20 protein-coding genes are annotated in these 23,136 nt (G+C 61.3%); 7 read left to right on the plus strand and 13 right to left on the minus strand.

Translation table 11 applies throughout. The features are described from left to right. The first annotated feature begins 397 nt into the window (after window positions 1-397). From pilB to yacG, 6 genes are all read left to right on the plus strand, one after another. On the plus strand, window positions 398-2,116 hold the full coding sequence (gene pilB, locus NB231_RS05345; RefSeq protein ID WP_005000388.1) for a type IV-A pilus assembly ATPase PilB: 1,719 nt from the start codon (window positions 398-400) through the stop codon (window positions 2,114-2,116). A 4-nt stretch (window positions 2,117-2,120) separates the two neighbouring features. After that, window positions 2,121-3,350 carry a type II secretion system F family protein gene (locus NB231_RS05350; RefSeq protein WP_005000389.1) on the plus strand — a complete coding sequence of 410 codons (1,230 nt, stop codon included), beginning with the start codon at window positions 2,121-2,123 and terminating at the stop codon, window positions 3,348-3,350. A 28-nt stretch (window positions 3,351-3,378) separates the two neighbouring features. Next, window positions 3,379-4,296, plus strand: a complete 918-nt coding sequence (locus NB231_RS05355) for a prepilin peptidase (RefSeq protein ID WP_005000391.1) — start codon at window positions 3,379-3,381, stop codon at window positions 4,294-4,296. A 135-nt stretch (window positions 4,297-4,431) separates the two neighbouring features. Continuing rightward, on the plus strand, window positions 4,432-5,034 hold the full coding sequence (gene coaE / locus NB231_RS05360) for a dephospho-CoA kinase (RefSeq protein WP_005000392.1): 603 nt from the start codon (window positions 4,432-4,434) through the stop codon (window positions 5,032-5,034). A gap of 68 nt (window positions 5,035-5,102) precedes the next feature. Further along, on the plus strand, window positions 5,103-5,891 hold the full coding sequence (gene zapD / locus NB231_RS05365) for a cell division protein ZapD (protein ID WP_040663251.1): 789 nt from the start codon (window positions 5,103-5,105) through the stop codon (window positions 5,889-5,891). Between the two features lie 22 nt (window positions 5,892-5,913). Next, window positions 5,914-6,126 carry a DNA gyrase inhibitor YacG gene (gene yacG, locus NB231_RS05370; RefSeq protein WP_040661882.1) on the plus strand — a complete coding sequence of 71 codons (213 nt, stop codon included), beginning with the start codon at window positions 5,914-5,916 and terminating at the stop codon, window positions 6,124-6,126. A gap of 55 nt (window positions 6,127-6,181) precedes the next feature. Here the strand turns inward: yacG and NB231_RS05375 are convergent, their stop codons facing one another. The 3 genes from NB231_RS05375 to secA are packed head-to-tail and all read right to left on the minus strand — an operon-like array spanning window position 6,182 to window position 11,136. Further along, the gene (locus NB231_RS05375; protein WP_005000397.1) at window positions 6,182-7,132 is read right to left on the minus strand and encodes a Nudix family hydrolase; all 951 of its coding nucleotides are present in this window, start codon (window positions 7,130-7,132) and stop codon (window positions 6,182-6,184) included. A gap of 59 nt (window positions 7,133-7,191) precedes the next feature. After that, the gene (argJ, locus tag NB231_RS05380) at window positions 7,192-8,409 is read right to left on the minus strand and encodes a bifunctional glutamate N-acetyltransferase/amino-acid acetyltransferase ArgJ (RefSeq protein WP_005000398.1); all 1,218 of its coding nucleotides are present in this window, start codon (window positions 8,407-8,409) and stop codon (window positions 7,192-7,194) included. Between the two features lie 12 nt (window positions 8,410-8,421). Further along, a complete protein-coding gene (gene secA, locus NB231_RS05385; protein ID WP_005000399.1) occupies window positions 8,422-11,136 on the minus strand; it encodes a preprotein translocase subunit SecA in 2,715 nt (904 codons plus the stop codon). A 163-nt stretch (window positions 11,137-11,299) separates the two neighbouring features. Between secA and NB231_RS05390 the strand changes: the two genes are divergently transcribed. Further along, complete coding sequence (locus tag NB231_RS05390) at window positions 11,300-11,770, plus strand: DciA family protein (protein WP_005000401.1); 471 nt, start codon at window positions 11,300-11,302, stop codon at window positions 11,768-11,770. A gap of 4 nt (window positions 11,771-11,774) precedes the next feature. On the opposite strand, the gene lpxC is transcribed toward NB231_RS05390, so the two are convergent. The 10 genes from lpxC to murD form a co-directional block, all read right to left on the minus strand. Beyond that, on the minus strand, window positions 11,775-12,686 hold the full coding sequence (gene lpxC, locus NB231_RS05395) for a UDP-3-O-acyl-N-acetylglucosamine deacetylase (protein WP_005000402.1): 912 nt from the start codon (window positions 12,684-12,686) through the stop codon (window positions 11,775-11,777). Between the two features lie 164 nt (window positions 12,687-12,850). After that, window positions 12,851-13,993, minus strand: coding sequence for a cell division protein FtsZ (ftsZ, locus tag NB231_RS05400; RefSeq protein WP_005000403.1), 1,143 nt, complete (start codon window positions 13,991-13,993; stop codon window positions 12,851-12,853). 59 nt (window positions 13,994-14,052) lie between these two features. Beyond that, entirely contained in the window at window positions 14,053-15,291 is a 1,239-nt protein-coding gene (ftsA, locus tag NB231_RS05405; protein WP_005000404.1) for a cell division protein FtsA, read from the minus strand. Between the two features lie 150 nt (window positions 15,292-15,441). Beyond that, window positions 15,442-16,236 (minus strand): cell division protein FtsQ/DivIB, encoded by a 795-nt coding sequence (locus NB231_RS05410; protein ID WP_005000405.1) that lies wholly within the window; start codon window positions 16,234-16,236, stop codon window positions 15,442-15,444. Next, the gene (locus NB231_RS05415; RefSeq protein WP_005000406.1) at window positions 16,233-17,180 is read right to left on the minus strand and encodes a D-alanine--D-alanine ligase; all 948 of its coding nucleotides are present in this window, start codon (window positions 17,178-17,180) and stop codon (window positions 16,233-16,235) included. Before NB231_RS05415 ends, NB231_RS05410 begins: the two co-directional genes overlap by 4 nt. Further along, a complete protein-coding gene (murB, locus tag NB231_RS05420; protein ID WP_005000407.1) occupies window positions 17,167-18,066 on the minus strand; it encodes a UDP-N-acetylmuramate dehydrogenase in 900 nt (299 codons plus the stop codon). The genes NB231_RS05415 and murB overlap by 14 nt, the downstream gene beginning before the upstream one ends. Continuing rightward, window positions 18,063-19,511, minus strand: a complete 1,449-nt coding sequence (murC, locus tag NB231_RS05425) for a UDP-N-acetylmuramate--L-alanine ligase (protein ID WP_005000408.1) — start codon at window positions 19,509-19,511, stop codon at window positions 18,063-18,065. The genes murB and murC overlap by 4 nt, the downstream gene beginning before the upstream one ends. Further along, complete coding sequence (gene murG / locus NB231_RS05430; RefSeq protein WP_005000409.1) at window positions 19,508-20,590, minus strand: undecaprenyldiphospho-muramoylpentapeptide beta-N-acetylglucosaminyltransferase; 1,083 nt, start codon at window positions 20,588-20,590, stop codon at window positions 19,508-19,510. The genes murC and murG overlap by 4 nt, the downstream gene beginning before the upstream one ends. Continuing rightward, window positions 20,587-21,792 (minus strand): putative lipid II flippase FtsW, encoded by a 1,206-nt coding sequence (gene ftsW, locus NB231_RS05435; RefSeq protein WP_005000413.1) that lies wholly within the window; start codon window positions 21,790-21,792, stop codon window positions 20,587-20,589. The genes murG and ftsW overlap by 4 nt, the downstream gene beginning before the upstream one ends. After that, window positions 21,785-23,122, minus strand: a complete 1,338-nt coding sequence (murD, locus tag NB231_RS05440; protein ID WP_005000414.1) for a UDP-N-acetylmuramoyl-L-alanine--D-glutamate ligase — start codon at window positions 23,120-23,122, stop codon at window positions 21,785-21,787. Before murD ends, ftsW begins: the two co-directional genes overlap by 8 nt. Between the last annotated feature and the right edge of the window lie 14 nt (window positions 23,123-23,136).

Here is a 23,136-nt window from a genome sequence, read left to right on the forward strand (position 1 = left end):
TTGAACACCATCGACCCGTGTTCGCCCGTGTCGAGAGTCATCAGCCAGCATTCGAGGGCAAACACTCCGGGAAGTCGCACTCCCCAGCGATGCGCTCGCCTGCAGCGGTCCTTGGGCAAATTGCGAACTGCTGGGCGGAACGACGGTCAGCACGGTGTTGTAATACCTTACCGGCCAGGCCACTTTGACGGTGATCGGGATTGTGTAGCCTGCGCGGGCTTCCCGCGATCCTTCGAAGACCCGCTCCGATTGGCGGCCGTGCATTGATCAAGTCCATGATCCCTAAAATGGAACAGACAGGCCGTTGATTTTACCAAGCGTCGCTCCTGCAAGGTAGGAACATGTTGCCCACCTCTGTAGACAAACCCAACGCCCGAGTACGGAGAAGGGTCTGCATATGGCCACCGCCAATCCCTCGTTAAAGCTCGGCGGCCTTGCCCGGCGCCTGGTTCAGAACCGCTTGATCGGGGAGGACGAGGTCCGACAGGCCCTGCACGATTCTAAAAAAGCGAACACTCCGTTCGTCACCTACCTGATCGAACAGGGTTTGCTTGCAGCAAAAAACATCGCGGCGGCCGCATCGAGTGAATTCGGCGTACCGCTGTTCGATTTGACCGTGCTGGAGATAAACCACAGCGTGGTCTCGCTGGTCACCGAAAAACTGATCCGCCACCACCGAGCCTTGCCGATTATTAAACGCGGCAAACGCCTATACGTGGCCGTATCCGACCCTACCAATCTGGAGGCACTCGACGAGTTCAAATTCCATACCGGGCTCAGCACTGATCCAGTGCTGGTCGAGGACGATCAACTCGGTCGGATCATCGATCAAGCGCTGGAGCGTGCCGACGATGTTCTCTCGGATATGGATCTCGACGAGGATTTGGAAAACCTCGATATCAGCGCTGGGGATACCGAGCGCGAATCGGATGTCGGCGACTCCGATGCCGCCGACGACGCGCCGGTGGTACGGTTCGTCAACAAGGTGCTCTTGGATGGGATCAACAAGGGAGCCTCCGATATCCACTTCGAGCCCTACGAAAAACAGTATCGGGTCCGCTTTCGCCAAGATGGCGTATTACGCGAGGTAACCGCCCCTCCCATCCAGCTTGCGCCAAGATTGGCCGCGCGGCTCAAGGTAATGGCGCGGCTCGATATCGCCGAGCGTCGGGTGCCGCAAGACGGGCGCATCAAGATGAACCTATCCAAACGCCGCGCCATCGAGTTTCGCGTCAACACCTGCCCCACTTTGTTTGGCGAGAAGATCGTCCTGCGCATCCTGGATCCTACCAGCGCCCAGATGGGTATCGAGCAGTTGGGCTACGAAGAAGAGCAAAAGGAGATCTTCCTCAAATACATCCACAAACCATACGGGATGGTGCTGGTGACCGGGCCTACGGGTTCGGGCAAGACGGTTTCGCTGTATACCGCGCTCAACATACTCAATACCGCCGATCGCAACATTTCGACGGTCGAAGACCCGGTGGAGATCAATGTGCCGGGCATCAATCAGGTCAACCTGAACATGAAAGCCGGTCTCTCCTTCGCCGCCGCATTGCGCGCCTTTTTGCGCCAAGATCCGGACATCATCATGGTGGGTGAAATCCGCGATCTGGAAACCGCCGAGATCGCCATCAAAGCCGCGCAGACCGGCCATCTAGTGCTCTCGACACTGCATACTAACGATGCCCCGCAAACGCTCTCCCGCATGGCCAACATGGGGGTTGCGCCGTACAACATCGCCTCTTCGGTAAGCTTGATCATCGCCCAGCGGCTAGCCCGACGGCTTTGCAAACATTGCAAGCAGCCGGTCGATATCCCCAGAGAAGCGCTGCTCAAAGAGGGCTTTGACGAAGCCATTGTCGATGAGTTGGTAGTCTATGCCGCGCAAGGCTGCGCGCAATGTACTGACGGCTACCGCGGCCGGGTGGGCATCTATCAAGTGATGCCGGTAACAGATGCCATGGGGCGGATCATCATGGAGGGCGGGAATGCCATGCAGCTGGCCGAGCAGGCTCGCCGCGACAAAGTCAACGACCTACGCCAATCAGGCCTACTGAAGGTCAGGCAAGGTGTAACGAGTCTGGAAGAACTCAATCGAGTAACGGTGGACTGAAGCGATGGCGGAAAAGGCAATCAGGCTGACGAGCTTCACCTGGGAGGGGGTCGATCGCAACGGGCGCAAACTGACCGGCAGCAGCCGAGCCGAAAACGCCACGAAGTTGCGAACCAACTTGCGCCAGCAAGGCATCGCCGCACAGAAGATCCGGCGCAAATCGACTCTGCTGAGTCTGGGTCAGGGCCCGCGCAAGAAGAAGATCACCCCCGGCGACATCGCAGTCCTTACTCGACAGCTCTCCACTATGCTCAACTCCGGCGTACCGCTGGTGCAAGCGTTCGACATCATCGGTCGCGGTCACGAAAATCCGAGCATGCAAAAGCTGGTACTGAGCATCAAGGAGGATGTTGAAGCCGGCATCGGGCTCTCCGATGCGCTGCGCAAGCATCCACTCTATTTCGACGAGCTGGTGTGCAACCTGGTTGCCGCCGGCGAGCAAGCCGGCGTACTGGATACCTTGCTCGACAAAATCGCCACCTACAAGGAGAAGACCGAGTCCATCAAGAAAAAAATCAAAAAGGCCTTGTTCTACCCGACGGCCGTGTTGGTCGTCGCCTTTATCGTCACCGCAATTCTATTGATCTTCGTGGTACCGCAATTCGAAGAGCTGTTCCGCGGTTTTGGCGCGGATCTGCCTGCCTTTACTGTGCTGGTCATCCAGCTCTCGGATGCCTTTCAGCAATACTGGTGGCTCATTCTCGCTGGACTCGGCGCCGCCACAACGGCTTTTGCCCAGGCGCACAAACGTTCGCTCCGAGTAGCTTATGCGGTGGACCGCGTCTCTTTGCGTATCCCGATCATCGGTGCGATTTTGCGCAAAGCGGCGCTCGCGCGCTTCGCCAGGACGCTCTCGACGATGTTTGCCGCTGGTGTGCCGTTGGTGGACGCACTCGAATCCGTTGCCGGCGCCACCGGCAACCGCGTTTACGGCCAGGCAGTGCGCGCCATGCGCGAGGAGGTGACCGCCGGACAGCCGCTGCAATGGGCGGCAAGCCGCACGGAACTTTTCCCGCATATGATGGTGCAGATGATTGCAATCGGCGAGGAAGCGGGTTCGTTGGATGCCATGCTGGCCAAGGTCGCCGATTTCTACGAGGAAGAGGTCGATAACGCCATCGACAGTTTGAGCAGCCTGCTCGAGCCTCTAATCATGGCCATCCTCGGTATCTTGGTCGGTGGCCTGGTAATCGCCATGTATCTGCCGATCTTTAAACTCGGCGCGGTCGTTTAGCCACATACGGCGCTCCTCACCTAAACCAATGCAGGCCCCGAGCGTGACGGCAGTACCCATACTCGATCTTTTGCAAAGCAACCCGGGGTTGCTTTGGGTTGCGAGCTTTGTGCTCGGCCTCATGGTCGGCAGCTTCCTCAACGTGGTTATCCTACGCCTGCCGCGCCAGCTCAACCGCGAATGGCGTGCGCAATGCGCCGAGCTCATAGCAAATGGCGAGTCGGGCCCGCCAATTCAACCGAACGATGACGAGCGCTTCGATCTGCTCACACCGCCTTCGCAATGCCCCCTTTGTCGCCACCGCATCCGCCCTTGGGAAAACATCCCGCTTTTGAGTTATCTGCTCCTGCGCGGGCGCTGCTCGGGTTGCAATGCGCGCATCTCGCCGCGCTACCCAACGGTCGAACTGCTCACCGGCGTTCTCTCGGTTATCGTTGTAGTACACTTTGGTGTTTCGATCGCCGCCCTCGCGGCCCTGCTCCTGACCTGGGTGCTCATCGCCCTCGCCGGCATCGATCTAGACCATCAACTACTGCCCGACGATCTCACGCTGCCGGCATTATGGCTGGGCCTGTTGCTCAGCTTAGTGCCCGTGTTCGTCCCCGCGACCACGGCCATCGTCGGCGCCGTAGTCGGTTACCTGGTACTGTGGAGCGTTTATCATCTCTTCCGCTGGCTCACTGGCAAACAGGGTATGGGTTATGGGGATTTCAAGCTGCTCGGTATGCTGGGCGCCTGGCTTGGCTGGCAGGCACTGCCCCTGATCGTGGTTCTCGCCTCGGTCGTGGGCGCCGCGGTCGGCATTGCGCTGATCGCCGGCCTGGGCCGGCATCGCGATCAACCCATACCCTTCGGCCCCTTCCTCGCTGCCGCCGGATGGATCTACCTGCTATGGGGCGACGAACTGATGCCGGCCTATCTTGCCCTCGCCGGGCTGTCCCGATGAATCGCTGCTGAAAGAGGCCTCCTACGCGCTGTGAACCGCGCACCCGGCTACCCTCCAGTTCGCCATTAGCCGGCCCACGTGGTGAAATAAACAGCTCGGCAACGGTGACACACGTTTGGTACAAGGCAGTACAAAATGTTGATCGTTGGACTCACCGGCGGCATCGCCAGCGGCAAGAGTGCGGCCGCGAAGTGCTTCGCCACCCGAACAGTGGAAATCATCGACACCGATTGCATTGCCCGAGAGGTCGTACAGCCCACAAGCGCGGGCTTGCGGCAACTCGTCGAGCACTTCGGTGCTACCATTCTGACTCCCGCAGGTGAACTCGATCGTGCGCAACTGCGCCGGCGCGTGTTTGCCGACCCGACCGAGCGCGCGCGGCTCGATAACATTCTCCATCCCCTGATCCGTACCAAAACCATTGCCCTGCTCGAGCACCGTCGCGGTCCTTACACAATCCTGGTCGTGCCCTTGTTGCTGGAAAGCTCAATGACCGACCTTGTGAACCGAATCCTGGTGGTGGACGTACCGGTGGTACTTCAACGCCAGCGGCTGCTCAAGCGGATGGAGACCTCTGATGAGGAGATCGAGTGCATCCTCGCAGCGCAGGCTTCCCGCGCCGCACGGCTAACCCGTGCCGATGATGTCATCGATAATTCCGGCTCGCTAACCGCCTTGGATGCGCAGGTAGCGCATCTGCATGCGCGCTACCTGCGCTTGGCGCAGCATCGGCCTTGAGTCCAGCCCGGTTGGCTATGGCCCAAATCTGGGCGAGAATGGTCGCGGATTTTCTGTCGATCGCCAGTATGAGGAACGCCGCCCTGCAAGCGCCGAGCATCGCCTATGAGCAGCCGCTCAATGAGCGCGTCCGTACCCTGCTGCGCGTGGAGTTCTTGCACCATCAAGGCCGGTTTGGCATCGCCGGCGAATCGCAATGGCACTCGCGCCTCGCGCTGAGCACATTCGTCGAGCTCATCGACTTACTCGGTCGGGGTGATCTGCGCTACGAGCTCCAAAAAGAATTGCAGCGGCTATCGAACACTCTGCTGGCTCTACAGCAAGCTCCCGGCGTCGATCCGACTCGCCTGCAGGCTATACTCTGCGAATGCGAGCACCTCGTCGAACAGTTGCGCGCTACCCCCTACGGGGCCGGCAACGAAATCAAAAACAACGATTTCCTTTATACCGTATCCCAACGCAGCGGCATTGCGGGGGGAACCTGCGGCTTCGATCTCCCCGTCTACCATCGCTGGCTGCATCAATCGCCTGAGCTCCGGCGCGCCGATCTGGAACATTGGTTCGAGGGCTTGGAAGCGGTGGGTAAGGCAACCCATCTGGTCCTCCGGCTGCTGCGCGAAAGCGCCGATGCTGTTCCGGAGATTGCCTACGGCGGCACCTTCCAGGCCAGCTTGGACCGGACACCCCCCTATCAGATGCTGCGCGTTCTACTGGCTCAGGGGGAACCCCACTTCCCTGAGATCAGCGGCAATCGGCATTTCTGTACCATCCGCTTTCTGGAACAGACATCCTTGCGGGAGCGTCCACAGCAAGTAGCGATGGACGTGGAATTTCGACTCGAACGATGTACCGTGTGACTCACACGGTAGGAGTGTGCGCATGCCTGAAACGCCAGTGACCGTTCACTGCCCTACCTGCAACCGCCCGGTTGAGTGGTCGCAGCACAGCCCTTACCGGCCGTTTTGTTCCCGGCGTTGCAAGTTGATCGATTTGGGTGCTTGGCTGGACGGCAGCCATCGCATCCCGGGATCGGAGCTGGATGGCGAATCCAGCAGCACTGCTGGGGATTCGAACGACGAGGGGGAACGGTAATAACGAGCACCGGCCTTGCCGCGGCTTCCACGCCAGCGCGGTTGCTGGCGATTCGTCAGCCAGCACGCCAAAACTTGCGGATCCCAGCCACGCCTTGAGCACGCGCACGCCAAGCCCGCTCCATATCTGCCGGACCGACACCGCCCAAAGCATAGACCGGGATGGACACGTCGCGGATCCAGGCCGCGAAGGTCTGCCATCCCAACGGTTCACGACCTGGATGGCTGAGGGTGGCGCGCACCGGAGAGAGCACCGCGAAGTCAACACCGATGGTGCAGGCCCGCGCCAAATCCTCGGGATTGTGGCAAGAGGCACCCACCAGAAGGCTGGCCGGCAAGGGCCGCGCTCGCAGCGCCCATAGCTGGGCGGTGGACAGATGCACACCGTCGGCCCCCACTCGCCGAGCGATGTCCACTCGCCGACTGACCAGCAACTTTCCTCCTGCTGCGCGAACCACTGCCAGCAGCGTGTGCGCCAGCTTCTCGAGCTGCACCTCACTGAGGCCGTCGGTACGCAACTGCACGAGCTTGCAGCCGAGGCTTAAGCCTTGCTGCACTCCTCTGAGCAAGCCCTCGGCACCGGCCAGGGAGGGGGTAATGAGGTAGCGGGCCGGCAAGCCAGCAGCGAGTACAATCGGATGATTCGCCGGCGGAAAGCGGAAATCGGCCAGCGCCGGGGGCATGACCCACTGACAGCACTGACCTTCCCGGCCCTGGGCCGCTCCGGTGAAACGCGAAACACGCCAGACGTCGAGCAACACCTCTTTGTCCGGATAGCGGTAAGGCACGCGAATCAGAGGCCAGGCCAGCTCGGGGCGAATGCCGACCTCTTCGGTCAACTCCCGATCAAGCGCCGCACAAACATCTTCACCCGGCTCCACCTTGCCGCCGGGAAATTCCCATAGCCCGCCTTGGTGACGGTGCGCGCCTCGCCGGCAAATCAACACGCGCGCGGCCGCATCGGTGACGACGCCAACTGCCACGTGCACCGGCTTGCTCGCGCTCATATCAATCCACCCGTTCGCGCACCATCCATGGGCCGATCGCGAGTGAATCGGTCGATCGCTCAGGTACGGTAATCCGCGTTGATCGTGATGTAGTCATAAGACAAATCACAAGTCCAAACGCTCGTTGCGGCATCGCCCCGGCCCAAGACGACCCGAATCTCGATCTCCGCTGCGCTCATGCGCGCCACCGCCTCGCTCTCTTGATAGGATCCGCTGCGAGCACCGTTTTCGGCCACACAAAGATCATTCAGAAAGATTCGGACTCGCTCGAGCTCCATATCCGCAATGTCCGCACGCCCTACGGCCGCCAGGACACGGCCCCAGTTGGGGTCACCGGCAAACACTGCTGTCTTGACCAAAGGTGACTCGGCGATAGCAAATGCCACGCGTGCCGCTTCAGCCTCGTCAGCTGCCTCCGCTACCGCTACATGCACCAGCCGCGTGGCGCCCTCACCGTCACGGACGATGGCCAGCGCCAGGGTCCGACAAACCTCACTCAATGCCGCTAGAAAACGCCGGCCGCTGTCACCCGCACCGTCGATCCGCACACCGGAACGTCCCGTCACCGCAAGCGCACAGGCATCGTTGGTGGAAGTATCTCCATCCACCGTGATCCGATTGAACGAGACATCGACTGCGGCACCCAGAGCCTGCCGAGCCCAAACCGGATCAAGCACGGCATCGGTTGCTAGAAAAGCCAACATGGTGGCCATATCGGGGCGGATCATACCTGCCCCCTTGGCGATGCCGGTCAGCGTCACCGGTCGGCCCTCTATAGATATCACGCTGGAGGTCCCTTTAGGGCGAGTATCTGTGGTCATGATGCCGTGGGCAGCGGCCTCCCAAGCATCGTCGGTTAGTTCCGCGAACGCGCTCGGTATCGCTCTGACGATCCGATCGACCGGCAAGGGCTCACCGATTACCCCGGTAGAGAACATCAAGACCTCCGGCACGGCGCAACGGGCCTGCTCAGCCACTCGGCGCACGCAGCTCAGTGCATCACTGAGGCCTTGCGCCCCGTTGCCAGCATTAGCATAACCGGTATTGACCAACCAATAGCGCGGGTGGCAACTCGCTGCAAGGTGTTGCTCGGTAAGCAGGATAGGGGCCGCCCGGAAGCGGTTGCGGGTCAGCACGGCGCTGCAGTGCGCGCCTTCGGCTAGCTCGAATAATACCAGGTCACGCCGATTGGGTTTGCGAATGCCGGCCGCCACCGTACCGAGGCGCACGCCCGGAATCGGTCGAAGCCGCCCCAGCGAGCTCTCACCAACTGCCATGGTCCGCGAGCCTCACTCAAGTTGGCCGTGACAATGCTTGTATTTTTTCCCGGAATCGCAGGGACAGAGCTGATTGCGACCGACCTTGCGTTGCGCGCGCACATAGGGCTTGGTAGAGGTATGTACCGCCGCGGCAACGGAATCATGGTCATCGGCGGCCGCAAGGGTGTTTGCCTCTTCATGCTGGAACTGCATCGCTCCTTGCGGCTCAGTTGGCTGCTCGAGCACTCGCGCCTCCTCTTCGGTGCGCACTTGCACATGGCACAGAATCTTGATTGTTTCGCGCTTGATCCCTTCCAGCATTTCCTGAAACATCGCAAAGCCCTCGCGCTTGAACTCCTGCTTGGGATCACGCTGTGCCATGCCACGCAACCCGATCCCTTGGCGCAGATAGTCCATGGCCGCCAGGTGATCCTTCCAGTGAGAGTCCAGCACCTGGAGCAGAAAGCTCTTCTCGACTTGGCGCATGATCTCCGGGCCGATCGGTTCCTGCCTGAGCTCGTATTGCTCCTCGACCGCCTGCGCAATCCGCTCGCGCAGCGCCTCCTCGTGCAGCGCTTCCTCCTGATCGAGCCATTCCTGCACCGGTAGGCGGATGTTGAACTCCGCCTGCAGTGCCCCCTCCAGACCCGGTATATCCCATTGCTCATCGACGCTGTTGGGCGGGACATGCTCATCGATGACGCTGCCGATCACGTCCAAGCGCATGGCCTTGATGGTATCCGAGATTTCCTCGGCCTCGAGCAATTCATCGCGCTGCTGATAGATCACCTTGCGCTGATCGTTGGCGACATCGTCGAACTCGAGCAGGTGCTTGCGAATATCGAAGTTGTGCCCTTCGACCTTGCGCTGGGCATTCTCGATGACCCGCGAGACCATACCGCTCTCGATAGCCTCGCCCTCCTGCATACCCAGGCGCTGCATTAGCGAAGAGACGCGCTCGGAGGCGAAGATGCGCAGCAAGCTGTCCTCGAGCGAGAGGTAGAAACGGGTCGAACCCGGATCCCCCTGGCGGCCACAACGGCCGCGCAGCTGATTATCGATGCGCCGCGACTCGTGTCGCTCGGTGCCGATCACGTGCAGCCCGCCGGCCTCGAGCACCTGATTATGCCGCTTCTGCCATGCCTTGCGCAGTGCATCCAAGGTCGCCTCGTCGGGTTCATCGAGCGCTGCGATTTCGGCTTCCACGTTACCGCCCGGCACAATATCGGTACCGCGGCCGGCCATATTGGTCGCAATCGTCACCGCACCCGCTCGCCCGGCTTGGGCAACGATCCCTGCCTCACGCTCATGCTGCTTGGCATTGAGGATCTCATGGGCGATGCCTTCCTTGTGTAATCGCTTGGAGATGTATTCCGAGTTCTCGATGGAGGTCGTGCCGACGAGCACCGGTTGGCCGCGCCGATGACAGTCTTTAATGGCTTCGACAATGGCCGCGTATTTCTCCCGCTGGGAGAGAAACACCAGGTCATGCAGGTCCTCTCGAATCATCGGCTTGTTGGTCGGGATGACCACGACCTCGAGGCCATAGATTTGCTGGAATTCAAAGGCCTCGGTATCCGCCGTTCCGGTCATGCCGGAGAGCTTGTCGTACATGCGGAAGTAATTCTGAAATGTAATCGAGGCGAGCGTCTGATTCTCAGCCTGGATCGGCACTCCCTCTTTAGCCTCGACGGCTTGGTGCAACCCTTCCGACCAGCGCCGCCCCGGCATGGCTCGACCAGTGAACTCATCGACGATGACGATCTGCTGATCGCGTACCAGGTAGTGCACATCGCGTTGGTAGAGCGCATGCGCCCGCAAGGCAGCGTTCAAATGATGCAACATCGTGATGTTGCGGGCATCGTAGAGACTTTCCTCGGGCTGCAGAAGACCGACTTGCCTGAGCAATTCTTCGGCTCGTATTTGGCCTTCCTCGGTCAAAAAGGCCTGCCGAGCCTTTTCATCGACAAGGTAATCCCCTGGGCCATCCTTCTCCTGCTGGCGAACGAGCCTGGGCACCAGCGTGTTCATCCGCAGGTAAAGCTCGCTGCTCTGCTCCGCCTGTCCCGAAATGATCAGCGGAGTACGCGCTTCATCGATGAGAATGGAATCGACTTCGTCGACGATCGCGTAATGACGGCTGCGCTGCATACGCTCATCCACCCGCAGCGCCATGTTGTCACGCAAATAGTCGAAGCCGAACTCGTTATTGGTCCCGTAAATAATGTCCGCGCGGTAGGCCTCACGCTTCGCCGCCACCTCCATGCCGGGCACGACCACACCGACCGACAGCCCTAGGAAGCGATAGATTTTGCCCATCCAATCGGCATCGCGGCGAGCCAGATAATCGTTGACGGTGACAACATGCACGCCGGCGTCGGTCAACGCATTGAGGTAGGCGGCTAAGGTGGCGACAAGGGTTTTACCCTCGCCTGTTTTCATCTCGGCAATTTTGCCCTCGTGCAGAACCATGCCACCGATGAGCTGAACGTCGAAATGACGCATAGCAACCGTGCGTTGCCCCGCCTCTCGAACGACCGCAAACGCCTCCGGGAGCAACTCGTCCAAGTGCTCACCGTTACGATAACGGTCGCGGAATTCGTCCGTTTTTCGGCGCAGCTCGGCATCGGAGAGCGCCTGCATCGCACCCTCCAGAGCGTTGATTTGCCCAACGGCCTTGCGCATTCTCCGGATGACGCGATCATTACGACTACCGAATACCTTCTTCGCGATGGTGTTCAGCATAAGGTACTCACCCGAGTGGGTTTAGCTCGCATGGATAACGGGGCGGCTCGGCCACCGTGAGGGGCCCGCCCACGACCTGAACGGGAAGAAGCTGTACTATAGCGTATCTGTCGATGAATTTTTAATGCAAACATGGGTTCAATTGCTACCGCCGCCCCTAAAAATGACTGCTTTTGACGATCATCCACACGATCACCGAGGTCCGCAGAGCCTACAGTGGTGGTTCCGCGAGGATCGTGGCGTCTTGGCCCGAATTGCCCAGTCGACCCGTACCAACACCCGCCTGCAGCGACAATTGCAGGCCTTGCTGCCGCCGGAGCTAACCGGGCATTGGCGCGTGGCGAAGCTCGATGTACAGACCTTATGCCTTGCCACCGAAAACCCACTGTGGGCTACTCAACTGCGCTATCGCCGCACGCTCTTGCTGCGCGGTGCCGAAGCTATTTTGGGACAACGCCCACGGCAACTCCAAATCCGGATCGAGCCAAGTATGAGCGCGCGCCGACCGGCGCAGCCGGCGCGCTTGCTGTCCGCGAGTGCCGCCGAGAGCCTGCGGCGCAGCGCCGCGTGCATGGACCCTGGTCCATTGCGCGCGGCGTTGCTGCGGCTTGCCTCACGGCACCGGCCAAAGTGATGCCTCAGACTGCGGCCAGCGGCTGTTCGAAAGCGATGGGAACCTCCGCGACATGATCGAATGTGACCCGTTCCCAAGCGTCACGCTCGGACAGCAGCCTCTGCAGTAATTTGTTGTTCAGCGCATGCCCAGACTTGTAGCCCTGGAAGGCACCGATCAGGCTGTGACCGAGTAAATAAAGATCGCCGATGGCATCCAGGATTTTGTGTTTGACGAATTCATCACCGTAGCGCAAGCCGTCCTCATTGAGGATACGGTGATGATCGATCACGATCGCATTGTCCAAACTGCCACCCAGCGCCAACCTACTCTGTTGTAACTGTTTAATATCGCGCATAAACCCGAAGGTGCGCGCGCGACTTATCTCCTTGATGAAGGACGTGGTGGAGAACTCGAGCTCCCCGTGCTGCGGCCTGGAATTGAACATGGGATGATCGAATTCTAAAGTGAACGAGACCTTTAGGCCTTCGAACGGCGCCAAAGCCACCCATTTTTCACCGTCACTGACGCACAACCGGCGTTTGATGCGAATGAACGATTTGCCTTCTGTTTGTTCCCGGATTCCCGCCGAGCGAATCAAAAACACGAACGGTCCGGCGCTGCCGTCCATGATGGGCACCTCGGGGGCGCTCAGATCAATATAGGCGTTGTCTATCCCCAGCCCCGCCAAGGCAGAGAGCAGATGCTCCACCGTGGAGACCCGCACCCCGTCCTGGACCAAGCAGGTCGATAGCGATGTATCACCTACGTTGTCAGGATGGGCGCGGATCTCCACCGGTTTTTCCAGGTCGACCCGACGGAATACGATGCCGGTATTGGATGGTGCCGGCCGCATCGTTAAACATACCTTCTCACCTGTATGCAGACCGACACCAGTTGCCCGGATACTGTTCTTGAGCGTGCGTTGCGGTATCATTTCGCTTCCTTTTTCCCCACCCCCTCGTGACATTAACCACCTGGTCAAGGCACGCCGTCCGGATTAGGGCCCCTGATTATCATTTTCGATAAACGAATACCCGCCGGTTCGGCCGCTATGGTAAACGATAAGGGCCATGCGTTTTAGTCATAAAACCCTTAGGCTCAATCCGCTTGGCGACGTAGAAACGCCGGAATATCCAAATAGTCTAAATCACCGTCGGCCTGTACCGGATAGCGGTCGTTGGCCGCTTGCTTACGGATGATCGTCGGCCGATCGAGCTTGCTGTAGTCGATCTCGCCGCTCGCCGTGCGGGCCACCGGTCGAACCCGCGATTCCAATGCCTCTACCGGATTACCGAGTCCCGTGGCTACCACCGTGACCCTAAGTTCGTCCTCGAGCTCCGGATCGATCACCGTGCCCACCACCACGGTGGCATCGTCCGCGGCGAGCTCCTTGACCGCGTTGCCGACCTCGTCAAATTCGCCGATGGACAGCTCCAAGCCAGCGGTCACATTGACCAGAATGCCACGCGCACCGGAGATGTTGGCATCCTCCAACAACGGGCAGGCGATGGCACGCTCGGCGGCTTCGCGCGCCCGCCCTTGTCCACACGCCGCACCTGAGCCCATAACGGCCATACCCATCTCCGCCATAACTGTGCGCACATCGGCAAAGTCAACATTGATCACGCCGGGGCGGGTGATGAGCTCGGCAATGCCCTTGACCGCACCGAGCAACACATCATTGGCCGCTTTGAAAGCATTGAGTAGGGTCAGTTCCTTGCCCAGCACGGTGAGCAGCTTTTCGTTAGGGATGGTAATCAACGAGTCGACATGGCGACTAAGCTCCTTGATGCCCTCACTAGCCACTTGCATACGCTTACCGGCTTCGAAGCTAAACGGTTTGGTGACCACGGCCACCGTCAGGATGCCCAATCCTTTGGCGATCTCCGCGACCACGGGTGCCGCGCCGGTACCCGTGCCACCACCCATGCCGGCGGTGATGAATACCATATCGGCCCCTTCCAACACCTCAGCGATCCGATCTCGGTCCTCCATCGCCGCTTCGCGGCCCACGTTCGGGTTTGCCCCGGCCCCGAGCCCCTTCGTGATGCTCGACCCGAGTTGCAAAGCCGTTTTGGCTGAGGTGTTTTGCAGCGCCTGGGCATCGGTATTCGCATAAATGAAATCGACGCCCTCGATATCGGCCGCCGCCATATGCTGCACGGCATTACCGCCGCCGCCCCCGACCCCGATTACCTTAATGACAGCACTCTGACTATAGGAGTCCATCAGCTCGAACATGATCCACCTCCAGTTGCTACCCAGCTCTTCAATCTGCCTACCACTAACTACTCCAGTAATTAGCAGTTGCCCTGAAACCAACCTTTCATGCGTTGCCAAAGCCCGGCGATCCCACCGTCCGCCGCATTGAGCTCCATTCGATGGCTGCCGCGGCTATTGCTGCCGAATAGGAGCAAGCCGAGTCCGGTTGCATAGACGGGATTACACACAACATCGCTGAGGCCGGTGGCATGCTTGGGCATTCCAAGTCGCACCGGCATATGGAAGACCTCTTCGGCAAGGTCGATCACTCCTTCCATCTTGGCGCTGCCACCGGTCAACACGATGCCGGCGGCGATCAGATCCTCGAAACCACTACGCCGCAACTCCGCCTGCACCAAGCTCATCAGTTCCTCATAGCGCGGTTCGACAACTTCCGCCAACGTCTGCCGGGACAGCCGTCGCGGCGGCCGATCGGCAACCGATGGCACCTCGATGGTCTCCTCCGCGCTCGCCAACTGGGAGAGAGCACAGGCATAGCGAACCTTGATCTCCTCGGCATACTGGGTCGGCGTACGCAACGCCACCGCGATGTCATTGGTAACCTGATCGCCGGCGATCGGGATCACCGCGGTATGGCGAATCGCGCCGTCGGTAAATACCGCGACATCAGTGGTGCCGCCACCGATGTCGACCAGGCACACACCGAGCTCTTTTTCGTCGTCGGTGAGCACTGACTGACTGGAGGCAAGCTGTTGGAGGATGATATCGTCGGCTTCCAAACCGCAGCGGCGCACGCACTTGATGATGTTCTGGGCGGCACTCACAGCGCCTGTCACCATGTGCACCTTCGCCTCCAGCCGGACTCCGGACATCCCGATCGGCTCGCGAATGCCCTCCTGACTGTCGATCAAAAACTCCTGGGGCAGGATATGGATGATCTTCTGGTCTGCCGGGATAGCAACGGCGCGGGCGGCGTCGATCACCCGCTCGACATCTCCCGCGGTCACCTCTTTGTCTCGGATCGCCACGATCCCATGTGAATTCAGCGAGCGTACGTGGCTCCCGGAAATGCCCGCGTAAACCGAATGGATCTGGCAGCCGGCCATGAGTTCGGCTTCCTCCACTGCGCGCTGGATTGACTGCACGGTCGATTCGATATTGACCACGACCCCTTTTTTTAGTCCACGAGACGGATGCGAGCCGATACCGACGACTTCGACCTCGCCGGCGGGCTTGGTTTCACCCACGATTGCGGCCACTTTCGAGGTTCCGATATCTAACCCTACGAGTAAGCTGCGTTCCTGTTTCTTTGTCATGCACTCAATCCTTTCGGACCGTTCGAGCACCGGTCATCTCATCCTGGCCCCGATCGCACGGGTACCGCGCCGCCGATCCTCTGGACGCGTTCTTTAAGCAATTCCATACCGCGCTCGGAGACACGGTCCATCGAAACCAATCACTCCAGTTCATTCGCCACGTCCTCGTGCATGAGTCAACTCGGCCGACTCGGCCCAGCGAATCGACAAACCATTCGGATAACGCAGATCGGCGACGCGCAAAACCCGACTCCGACCGGCTGTAAGATGCGGCCAAACCGCCGCGAACTGCCGCAACCGCACCTCGACGTGCTCGCGACCGATCCGGATCACGGCACCGTCGTCTAGTCTGGCCGTCCAGGAGCGACGCGCATCCAGTACCAAACCGGCCAATTTCAGGCCTACCGCATTTAGCTGCTTCTGGTAACGATGAAACTGCCGCAAGACTCGACTTTCGCTGCCCTCGGGCCCGGCCAGGTGCGGCAACCCTTTTGGTAGAATGCTCGGGCGAAAGGCCTCACCCCGATCATTAAGCAGCGCCGTTTTACCCCAGCGCGCCACCGCCACCTGCTCCGTTAAGCTGATTCGCAACGCATCCGGCCAGACTCGATGCACCGTGGCGTGATCGACCCACGGCAGCGCCTCCACCGCTAATCGTACCGCGGTTACATTCACGCCCAGCAGGCCGCCACGCAGCAAGGGTCCGATAGCCGAACGCAGATGGGCCTCGGAGACATGGATCAGATCCCCCTCCAGCGCCACCGTGTGCAGCGGCAACCACCGCTCAACAGGCAAGCGCCGCAGAGCCAGTGCGCTGCTGCCCACAATCAACATCGCCAGTACGGCCAGCGCCAGACTGCGCATCGCTGCGAAACCTACTCTCGGGCTTTGCCGCGGGTCATCACCCCAGCGCACGGCATTCGACTCCATGCTCACCGCGCTCATTGCAGACCTCGGCTGCGCCAACTGCTCAGCAGAATCCGCCAAACCAGCTCATCCATATCGAGCCCAGCCGCCCGGGCTGCCATCGGGACCAAGGAGTGATCCGTCATACCCGGCACAGTATTGACTTCCAGTAACCAAGCGACGCCCTCCGCGTCACGCAGCAAATCGACCCGCCCCCAACCACTGCCGCCCACAGCCTCGAAAGCCGCGGCCGCGAGTTCCGCCAGTGCCGCCTCTGCTAAGGCCACCAATCCGCAAGGACAATGCAAGCGTGTCTCAGCGGCGCGGTATTTGGCATCAAAGTCATAAAATACGCCGGCCGACTCGATCCGGATCACCGGCAATGCCTGCTCACCGAGTAAGCTCACCGTATACTCTTGCCCGTCGATCCAGCGCTCGGCAAAAACCTCGCGGTCATAACGGCAAGCTTTGCGCCAGGCTTCCAACAGCGCGGCGGACCCGTTCACACGCGTCATACCCAGACTGGAGCCCTCACGATTCGGCTTGACCATGACCGGATAGCCGAGTTCGGCCTCCACTCGGTCGAGTGCGGCCTCCGAGTCCAGCCGCAGAAAGGCCGGTGTTGGCAACCCCAAGGCACGCCAGACCAGTTTGGTGCGCAGCTTGTCCATACCCAGCGCCGATCCCAACACGCCGGTGCCGGTGTAAGGCAGGCCCATGACCTCCAAAGCACCTTGGATCACGCCGTCCTCACCGCCACGGCCATGAAGCGCGATAAAAGCGCGATCGAATTCGCCGAGCGCGCCGAGCGGGCGCTCATCAGGATCGATGTGGTGAGCCTCGACTCCGCGGCGGCGCAGCGCTTCCAAAACGACTGCGCCGCTCTGCAGAGATATTTCGCGCTCAGCCGACCAGCCGCCGGCCAGCACCGCCACGCGTCCTACCGCCGCGCGACCCGAGCCGGTGGAATCAACCGCCAGCATGGCTTGGCGCCTCCCCGACAATGCACACCTCGGTCTGCAGTTCCACCCCATAGAGATCGCGGATCCGGCCGCGCACGTAACCGATCAGCCGCTCAATATCCGCAGCCGTGGCCGCGCCGTGGTTGAGGATGAAATTGGCATGCTTCGTGGATACACAGGCCTCCCCGAAACCTCGGCCTTTCAAGCCCGCCTGCTCGATCAAACGGGCTGCGAAATCGCCCGGCGGATTGCGGAACACCGAGCCGCAACTCGGGCGCCCCAACGGTTGCGTCGCCCCGCGCCGTGCCAACAGAGCCCGCACGCGCGCATGTAAAGCCTGCGGGTCGCCACCGGGCTCGAACCGCAGCGTAGCGCCCAAAAATACCTCCGGCCCCGGAGCGCTCACCGTGCGATAGCCGACCCGGTATTCGCCCGGACTGCGTCGATGCCGCACACCGTCTCGATCAAGCGTCTCGAGCGCCACCACTCGCGACCAAGTCTCGGCGCCCCACGCCCCAGCATTCATAGCCAGCGCGCCACCCACCGTGCCCGGAATACCGATCAGAAACTCCGCTCCCGCCAAACCCCATCGTACGCACGCCCGCGCCACTTTAGCGCAGGCCACCCCGGCGCCGATGCGCACGCACCCGCCTGGCAATTGCTCCAAGGCGGTCAAAGCCGTGCGGGTTTGAATTACCGTTCCCCGCACACCACCGTCGCGCACCAAAAGGTTGCTGCCCAGACCGAGCCAGACCACCGGTTCAGTCGCGGGCAGCTGACGCACGAACGCCACCAAGTCCTCGACGTCAGCCGGCTCGAAGAACCGCTTGGCATACCCACCAGCCCGCCATGAGGTGTGCCGCCGCATCGGCTCGTTCTCACGCAGAGTCCCGCGCCAAAGCGTCACCTTTCGCCCTCCACAGCGCCGTAACGACCCAGCAAAAGCGCCGCTGCGTTGCCGATACTGCCTGCCCCCAGCGTAATCAGCAGATCGTCGTCGCGTACCACATCCGGTACGAGTTCGATTAACTCCTCCACGCTCAACGCGAACACGGGATCGATCTGGCCACGCATCCGGATTGCTCGGCACAGACTGCGCCCGTCGGCGCCAGCAATGGCTGCCTCACCCGCCGCATAGACTTCTGTGAGCAGCAGCGCATCGGCTGCCGAAAGCACCCGTGCAAAGTCCTCAAACAAATCCCGAGTCCGGCTGTAACGGTGCGGCTGGAAAGCCACCACGATGCGGCGACCGGGCCAACCTTCTCGGGCCGCTCGCAGCACCGCCGCTATCTCCCGTGGGTGGTGGGCGTAATCATCGACCAAACTGACCCGCCCCCCCCCTAGGGCGAGAACGCCGCACGGCTGGAAACGCCGGTCGATGCCGGCAAACTCGGCCAGACCCCGCACAATGGCCGCGCGGGATACACCGAGTTCCAAGGCCACGGCAATCGCCGCCAGCGCATTCAGTGCATTGTGGCGACCCGGCAGGTTCAGATCCACGGAAAAAGGCGCCTCATCACCGACCCGGACCGCGAAACTGGTGCGCAGGCCCCGCTGGACCACGGCGGTGGCGCGCACGTCGGCATCGGCACTGTAGCCATAGGAGCGAGCAGGCCGAGTCGTCCGATCCAGCAACGCGCGGACCTCGGGATCGTCGATGCACAACACCGCCAAGCCATAGAAGGGCAAGTGATGTAGGAACTCGAGAAAGCTCGCACGCAAACGGGCAAAATCTCCCTGATAGGCACCGAGATGATCGGCGTCGATGTTGGTCACCACCGCAATCATTGGCTGCAGATAAAGGAAAGAAGCATCGCTTTCGTCGGCTTCCGCCACCAGGTAATGCCCCGCGCCCAAACGGGCGTGGCTCGCTACACTGTTGAGCCGCCCGCCGATCACGAAGGTGGGATCCAGACCGTCCTCGGCAAGCAGACTCGCAATCAGGCTGGTCGTCGTGGTCTTGCCGTGGGTACCCGCCACCGCGACCCCATAGCGGAACCGCATCAACTCCGCGAGCATTTCGGCGCGCGGAACGACGGGAATCCGGTGTTGGCGGGCAGCCACGACCTCGCTATTGTCCGGACCTACAGCGCTGGAGGTCACCACGGCGTCCATACGCGCTACCCGCCGACCGTCATGGCCATACCAGATACAGGCACCGAGATCGCTCAGGCGTCGAGTGACGGCATTCTCACGCAAATCCGAGCCGAAAACCTCGTAGCCAAGGTTTAGTAGTACCTCGGCGATCCCACCCATTCCGGAACCGCCGATACCGACAAAGTAAATGCGTCGAACCCGGCGCATCGCTCCCGGCGCATTCGGATCCCAACAACGGTTCCAAGCCACACTCATGCCGCCATCTCCAGGCACAACGCGGCCACACACGCCGTGGCCTGCGGGCGAGCTTGCTGACGGGCCCGCTGTGCCATAATCCAGAGCCGATCGCGATCGCCGAGCAGACTCACGAGCACGCGACTTAGATGCTGTGCGCTAAACGCGTGCTGCGGAACGAGCACGGCGGCACCGGCCCGACTCAGGTAACGGGCATTGGCTGTCTGATGGTTGTCCACGGCGTGCGGAAACGGCACCAACACCGATGCAACGCCGACCACGGAGAGCTCGGCCACGGTCAGCGCACCGGCTCGGCAAATTACCAAATCGGCCCACCCGTATGCCTCAGCCATGCTATCGATGAAGGCGCTCACTTGCGCCACGATCGCGTGCCTACAATAGGCTTCCCGCGCCAGCGCCAGAGTTCGCTCACCGGCCTGATGTCGAACCACCGGGCGTTGCGCTGAGGCCAACTCGGCCAATGCGGCCGGAACGATCTGATTGAGCACCGCGGCACCCTGGCTACCACCCAGGACCAGCAAGCGCGGTGGATCCTGACGCACCGCGTAGCGCCGCTGCGGGGCCGCAACGCGGGTGATTTCGGAGCGCACCGGATTGCCGGTCCAGACGCAGGGCGCGCCTCGCCCTGCAACCTCCCCCGGGAAACCGGTCATCACGACCCGAGCCAGTCGGCGCACCAACCGATTGGTAAAACCGGCGGTGGCGTTCTGCTCATGAATCAACAACGGCCGGCGCAGCAGCCACGCCGCCAATGCCCCTGGCCCTGCGGCATACCCTCCCATACCCAATACGGCCTGCGGCCGATAGCGGCGCACCAGGGACAACGCCTGCCACAGAGCGCGCAGCAACATCGCGGGCGCACCGAGCCAACCGCGCCAGCCCTTGCCCCGCAACCCCCGCACTTCGAGCCACTCTATGGCGATCCCTGCCGCCGGCACCACCCGCGCCTCCAAACCTCGCCGAGTCCCTATCCAAATCACCGCTACCCGCCGCCGTCGTAGTTCCTCGGCCACGGCAAGGGCCGGGAACACGTGGCCCCCGGTTCCACCGGCCAGAATCATCACCGGCGCGTCTTTCATAACCCATGCTCCCTAGCCACGGTGCGGGCACTCACCGCGGCAACTCGGTTCTCGTAGTCGACTCGCACCAAGAGCGTGAGCAGGAGCACACTGATCACCAAGCTGCTGCCGCCATAGCTCATGAGCGGCAAAGTCATACCTTTGGTAGGTAGCAAGCCCATGTTGACGCCAATATTGAGAAAAGCTTGCAGCCCCAGCCAAGTGCCCACAGCATAAGCGAGATAGCCACCAAAGCGCCGTTCCAGGGCCATAGCCCGCGTGGCTATTCGAAAGGCGCGCCAAACAACGAATCCATAGAGACCGATGGTCACGCTCACCCCGAGCAAACCGAGTTCCTCGGCCAGTACCGCAAAAAGGAAATCGGTATGCGCTTCTGGCAAATAGAACAACTTTTCTACGCTATTGCCGAGCCCTACACCCAGCCACTGCCCGCGACCGATCGCGATCAGCGACTGAGTAAGCTGGAATCCGGAGTGGAATGGATCCGCCCAAGGATTGAGGAAACCCGTCAGCCGCTGCCAACGATACGGTTCGGTGACGATCAATGCGACGCCGGTGGCGGCAACCGGTATGAGCAACAGACCGAAGTGCCACAACGATACGCCGGCGATGAACAATAACGCCAGACCAGTCGCCATGAGTACAACGGCCGCACCGAAGTCCGGTTCGAGCAGCAGCAGCAAAGAGATCAACGCCAAGACCCCGAACGGGATCAACAGACCGCGCAAGGTGGCACGAACCGCCTCACCACGGCGGACCAGGTAGCCAGCGAGATAGACAAAGACACAAAGCTTGGCAAGCTCTGAGACCTGCAGATTAAAAACGCCCAATGCCAGCCAACGGACGCTGCCGTTGACCGAGTGCCCCACACCGGGGAGCAGCACCAACGCCAGCAGCCCAATTCCCAATGCCAACAGCACAACGCCGAGTCGCTGCCATTGAATCATAGGAACCCGGAGCACAAACCAAGCCAACAAGGCGGCGAGCAGTAGATAACCACCTTGCCGGCGCAGGTAAAACCACGGCTGGCCAAGCTCTCGATCAGCGACGGCCACCGAAGCGGAGGCCACCATGACGAGCCCTAACGCCGCAACCGCTAGCACCACGCCGCACAGCGTCCAATCCAAATTGGCCGTCAACGCAGGCTCTCGGCGGCGGGGGCGCGCACTGCGCAAAACGGTGTTGGCGGCGGTCTCAGCCATTTATTGCCGCCTCTACTGCCGTACGGAACACCTCACCGCGCTCGGCGTAGCTCGAAAACATATCGAAGCTCGCGCAGGCCGGAGAGAGCAGGACGATGTCACCGGCTCGTGCCAACCGCGCAGCGCCCGCTACAGCAGCGGATAGATCCACAGCCCGCTCCACGGGACAAACTCCACCGAGGGCGCTTGCCAGGCGCTGCGCATCCTCGCCGAGCACCACGGCGGCGCGCGCCCGCGCGCGCAACGCCGGCCCCAGCGCCGTAAAGTCCTGGCCCTTGCCCTGGCCGCCCAGAATCAGGATCAGCGGTCGCTCGAGTCCGGCCACGGCCGCTAAGGTTGCCCCGACATTGGTGCCTTTGGAGTCGTTGATCCAGAGCACGCCGTCATGCTCGATCACCGGCTCCATGCGATGCGGTAACCCCCTGAATGTCTGCAACCCCTGCAACAGCGCCGACAGTGACAGCCCCGCGGCACTGCCAAGAGCAAGCGCCGCCAGCGCATTGGCCTGATTGTGCCGGCCCACCGGCTGAAATGCCGCGCACGGAGCGAGTCGATTGCGACCGCGGCAAAACCACGACTCGCCGCCCCAGTAGTCGATGCCGAAGGTACGCGCATCGACCGGCGCGGCGAGCGTAAAGTAGAGTGTCTCGCGCCCGGCACTCGCCAGGGCGCACACGGCTGGATCATCGGCATTCAGGATCATGACCCCATCGCCGCGGAAAATAACCGCCTTAGCCTCAAGATAGGCGGCAATATTGGGGTAACGGTCCAAATGGTCGGGTGCAATGTTGAGGAGACTCGCCGCTTGGGCGTTGAGGCTATAAACGCTCTCAAGCTGAAAGCTCGATAGCTCGAGCACGAATAGCTGCACTTGCGGGAGTTGCAACAGCTCCAATGCCGGCGGCCCTAAATTGCCGCCAACCGCCACATTGAGGCCGGCCGCCCGAGCCATCTCACCCAGCAAAGCGGTGACCGTACTTTTGCCGTTGGTCCCGGTGACCGCAAGCACTGGCGCCGCCGCGGCGCGCGCGAACAACTCGATGTCCCCGATCACGGGGATGCCCTCGGCGCGTGCCGCGCACAGTGCCGGCTCCGCGAGCGACACTCCGGGACTGACCACAATTTCCTCCGCCGTCAGCAACCAGTCCCGCGCGAGGCGGCCGCAGGCCACCGGCACCTCGGGATACGCCGCACGCAGTGGCGCAAGTCGGGGCGGCTCCATGCGGCTATCGGTCACCGCGATCCGCCACCCCTCGCTCAGTAGGTGGCGCACGCAGGAGAAGCCGGTTTCCCCGAGCCCGACGATCACCTTGTCAAACCCATTCACCATTCGACTCTCGACTC

Origin of the sequence: Nitrococcus mobilis Nb-231 (genome assembly GCF_000153205.1) — a bacterium.
GTDB lineage: Bacteria > Pseudomonadota > Gammaproteobacteria > Nitrococcales > Nitrococcaceae > Nitrococcus > Nitrococcus mobilis.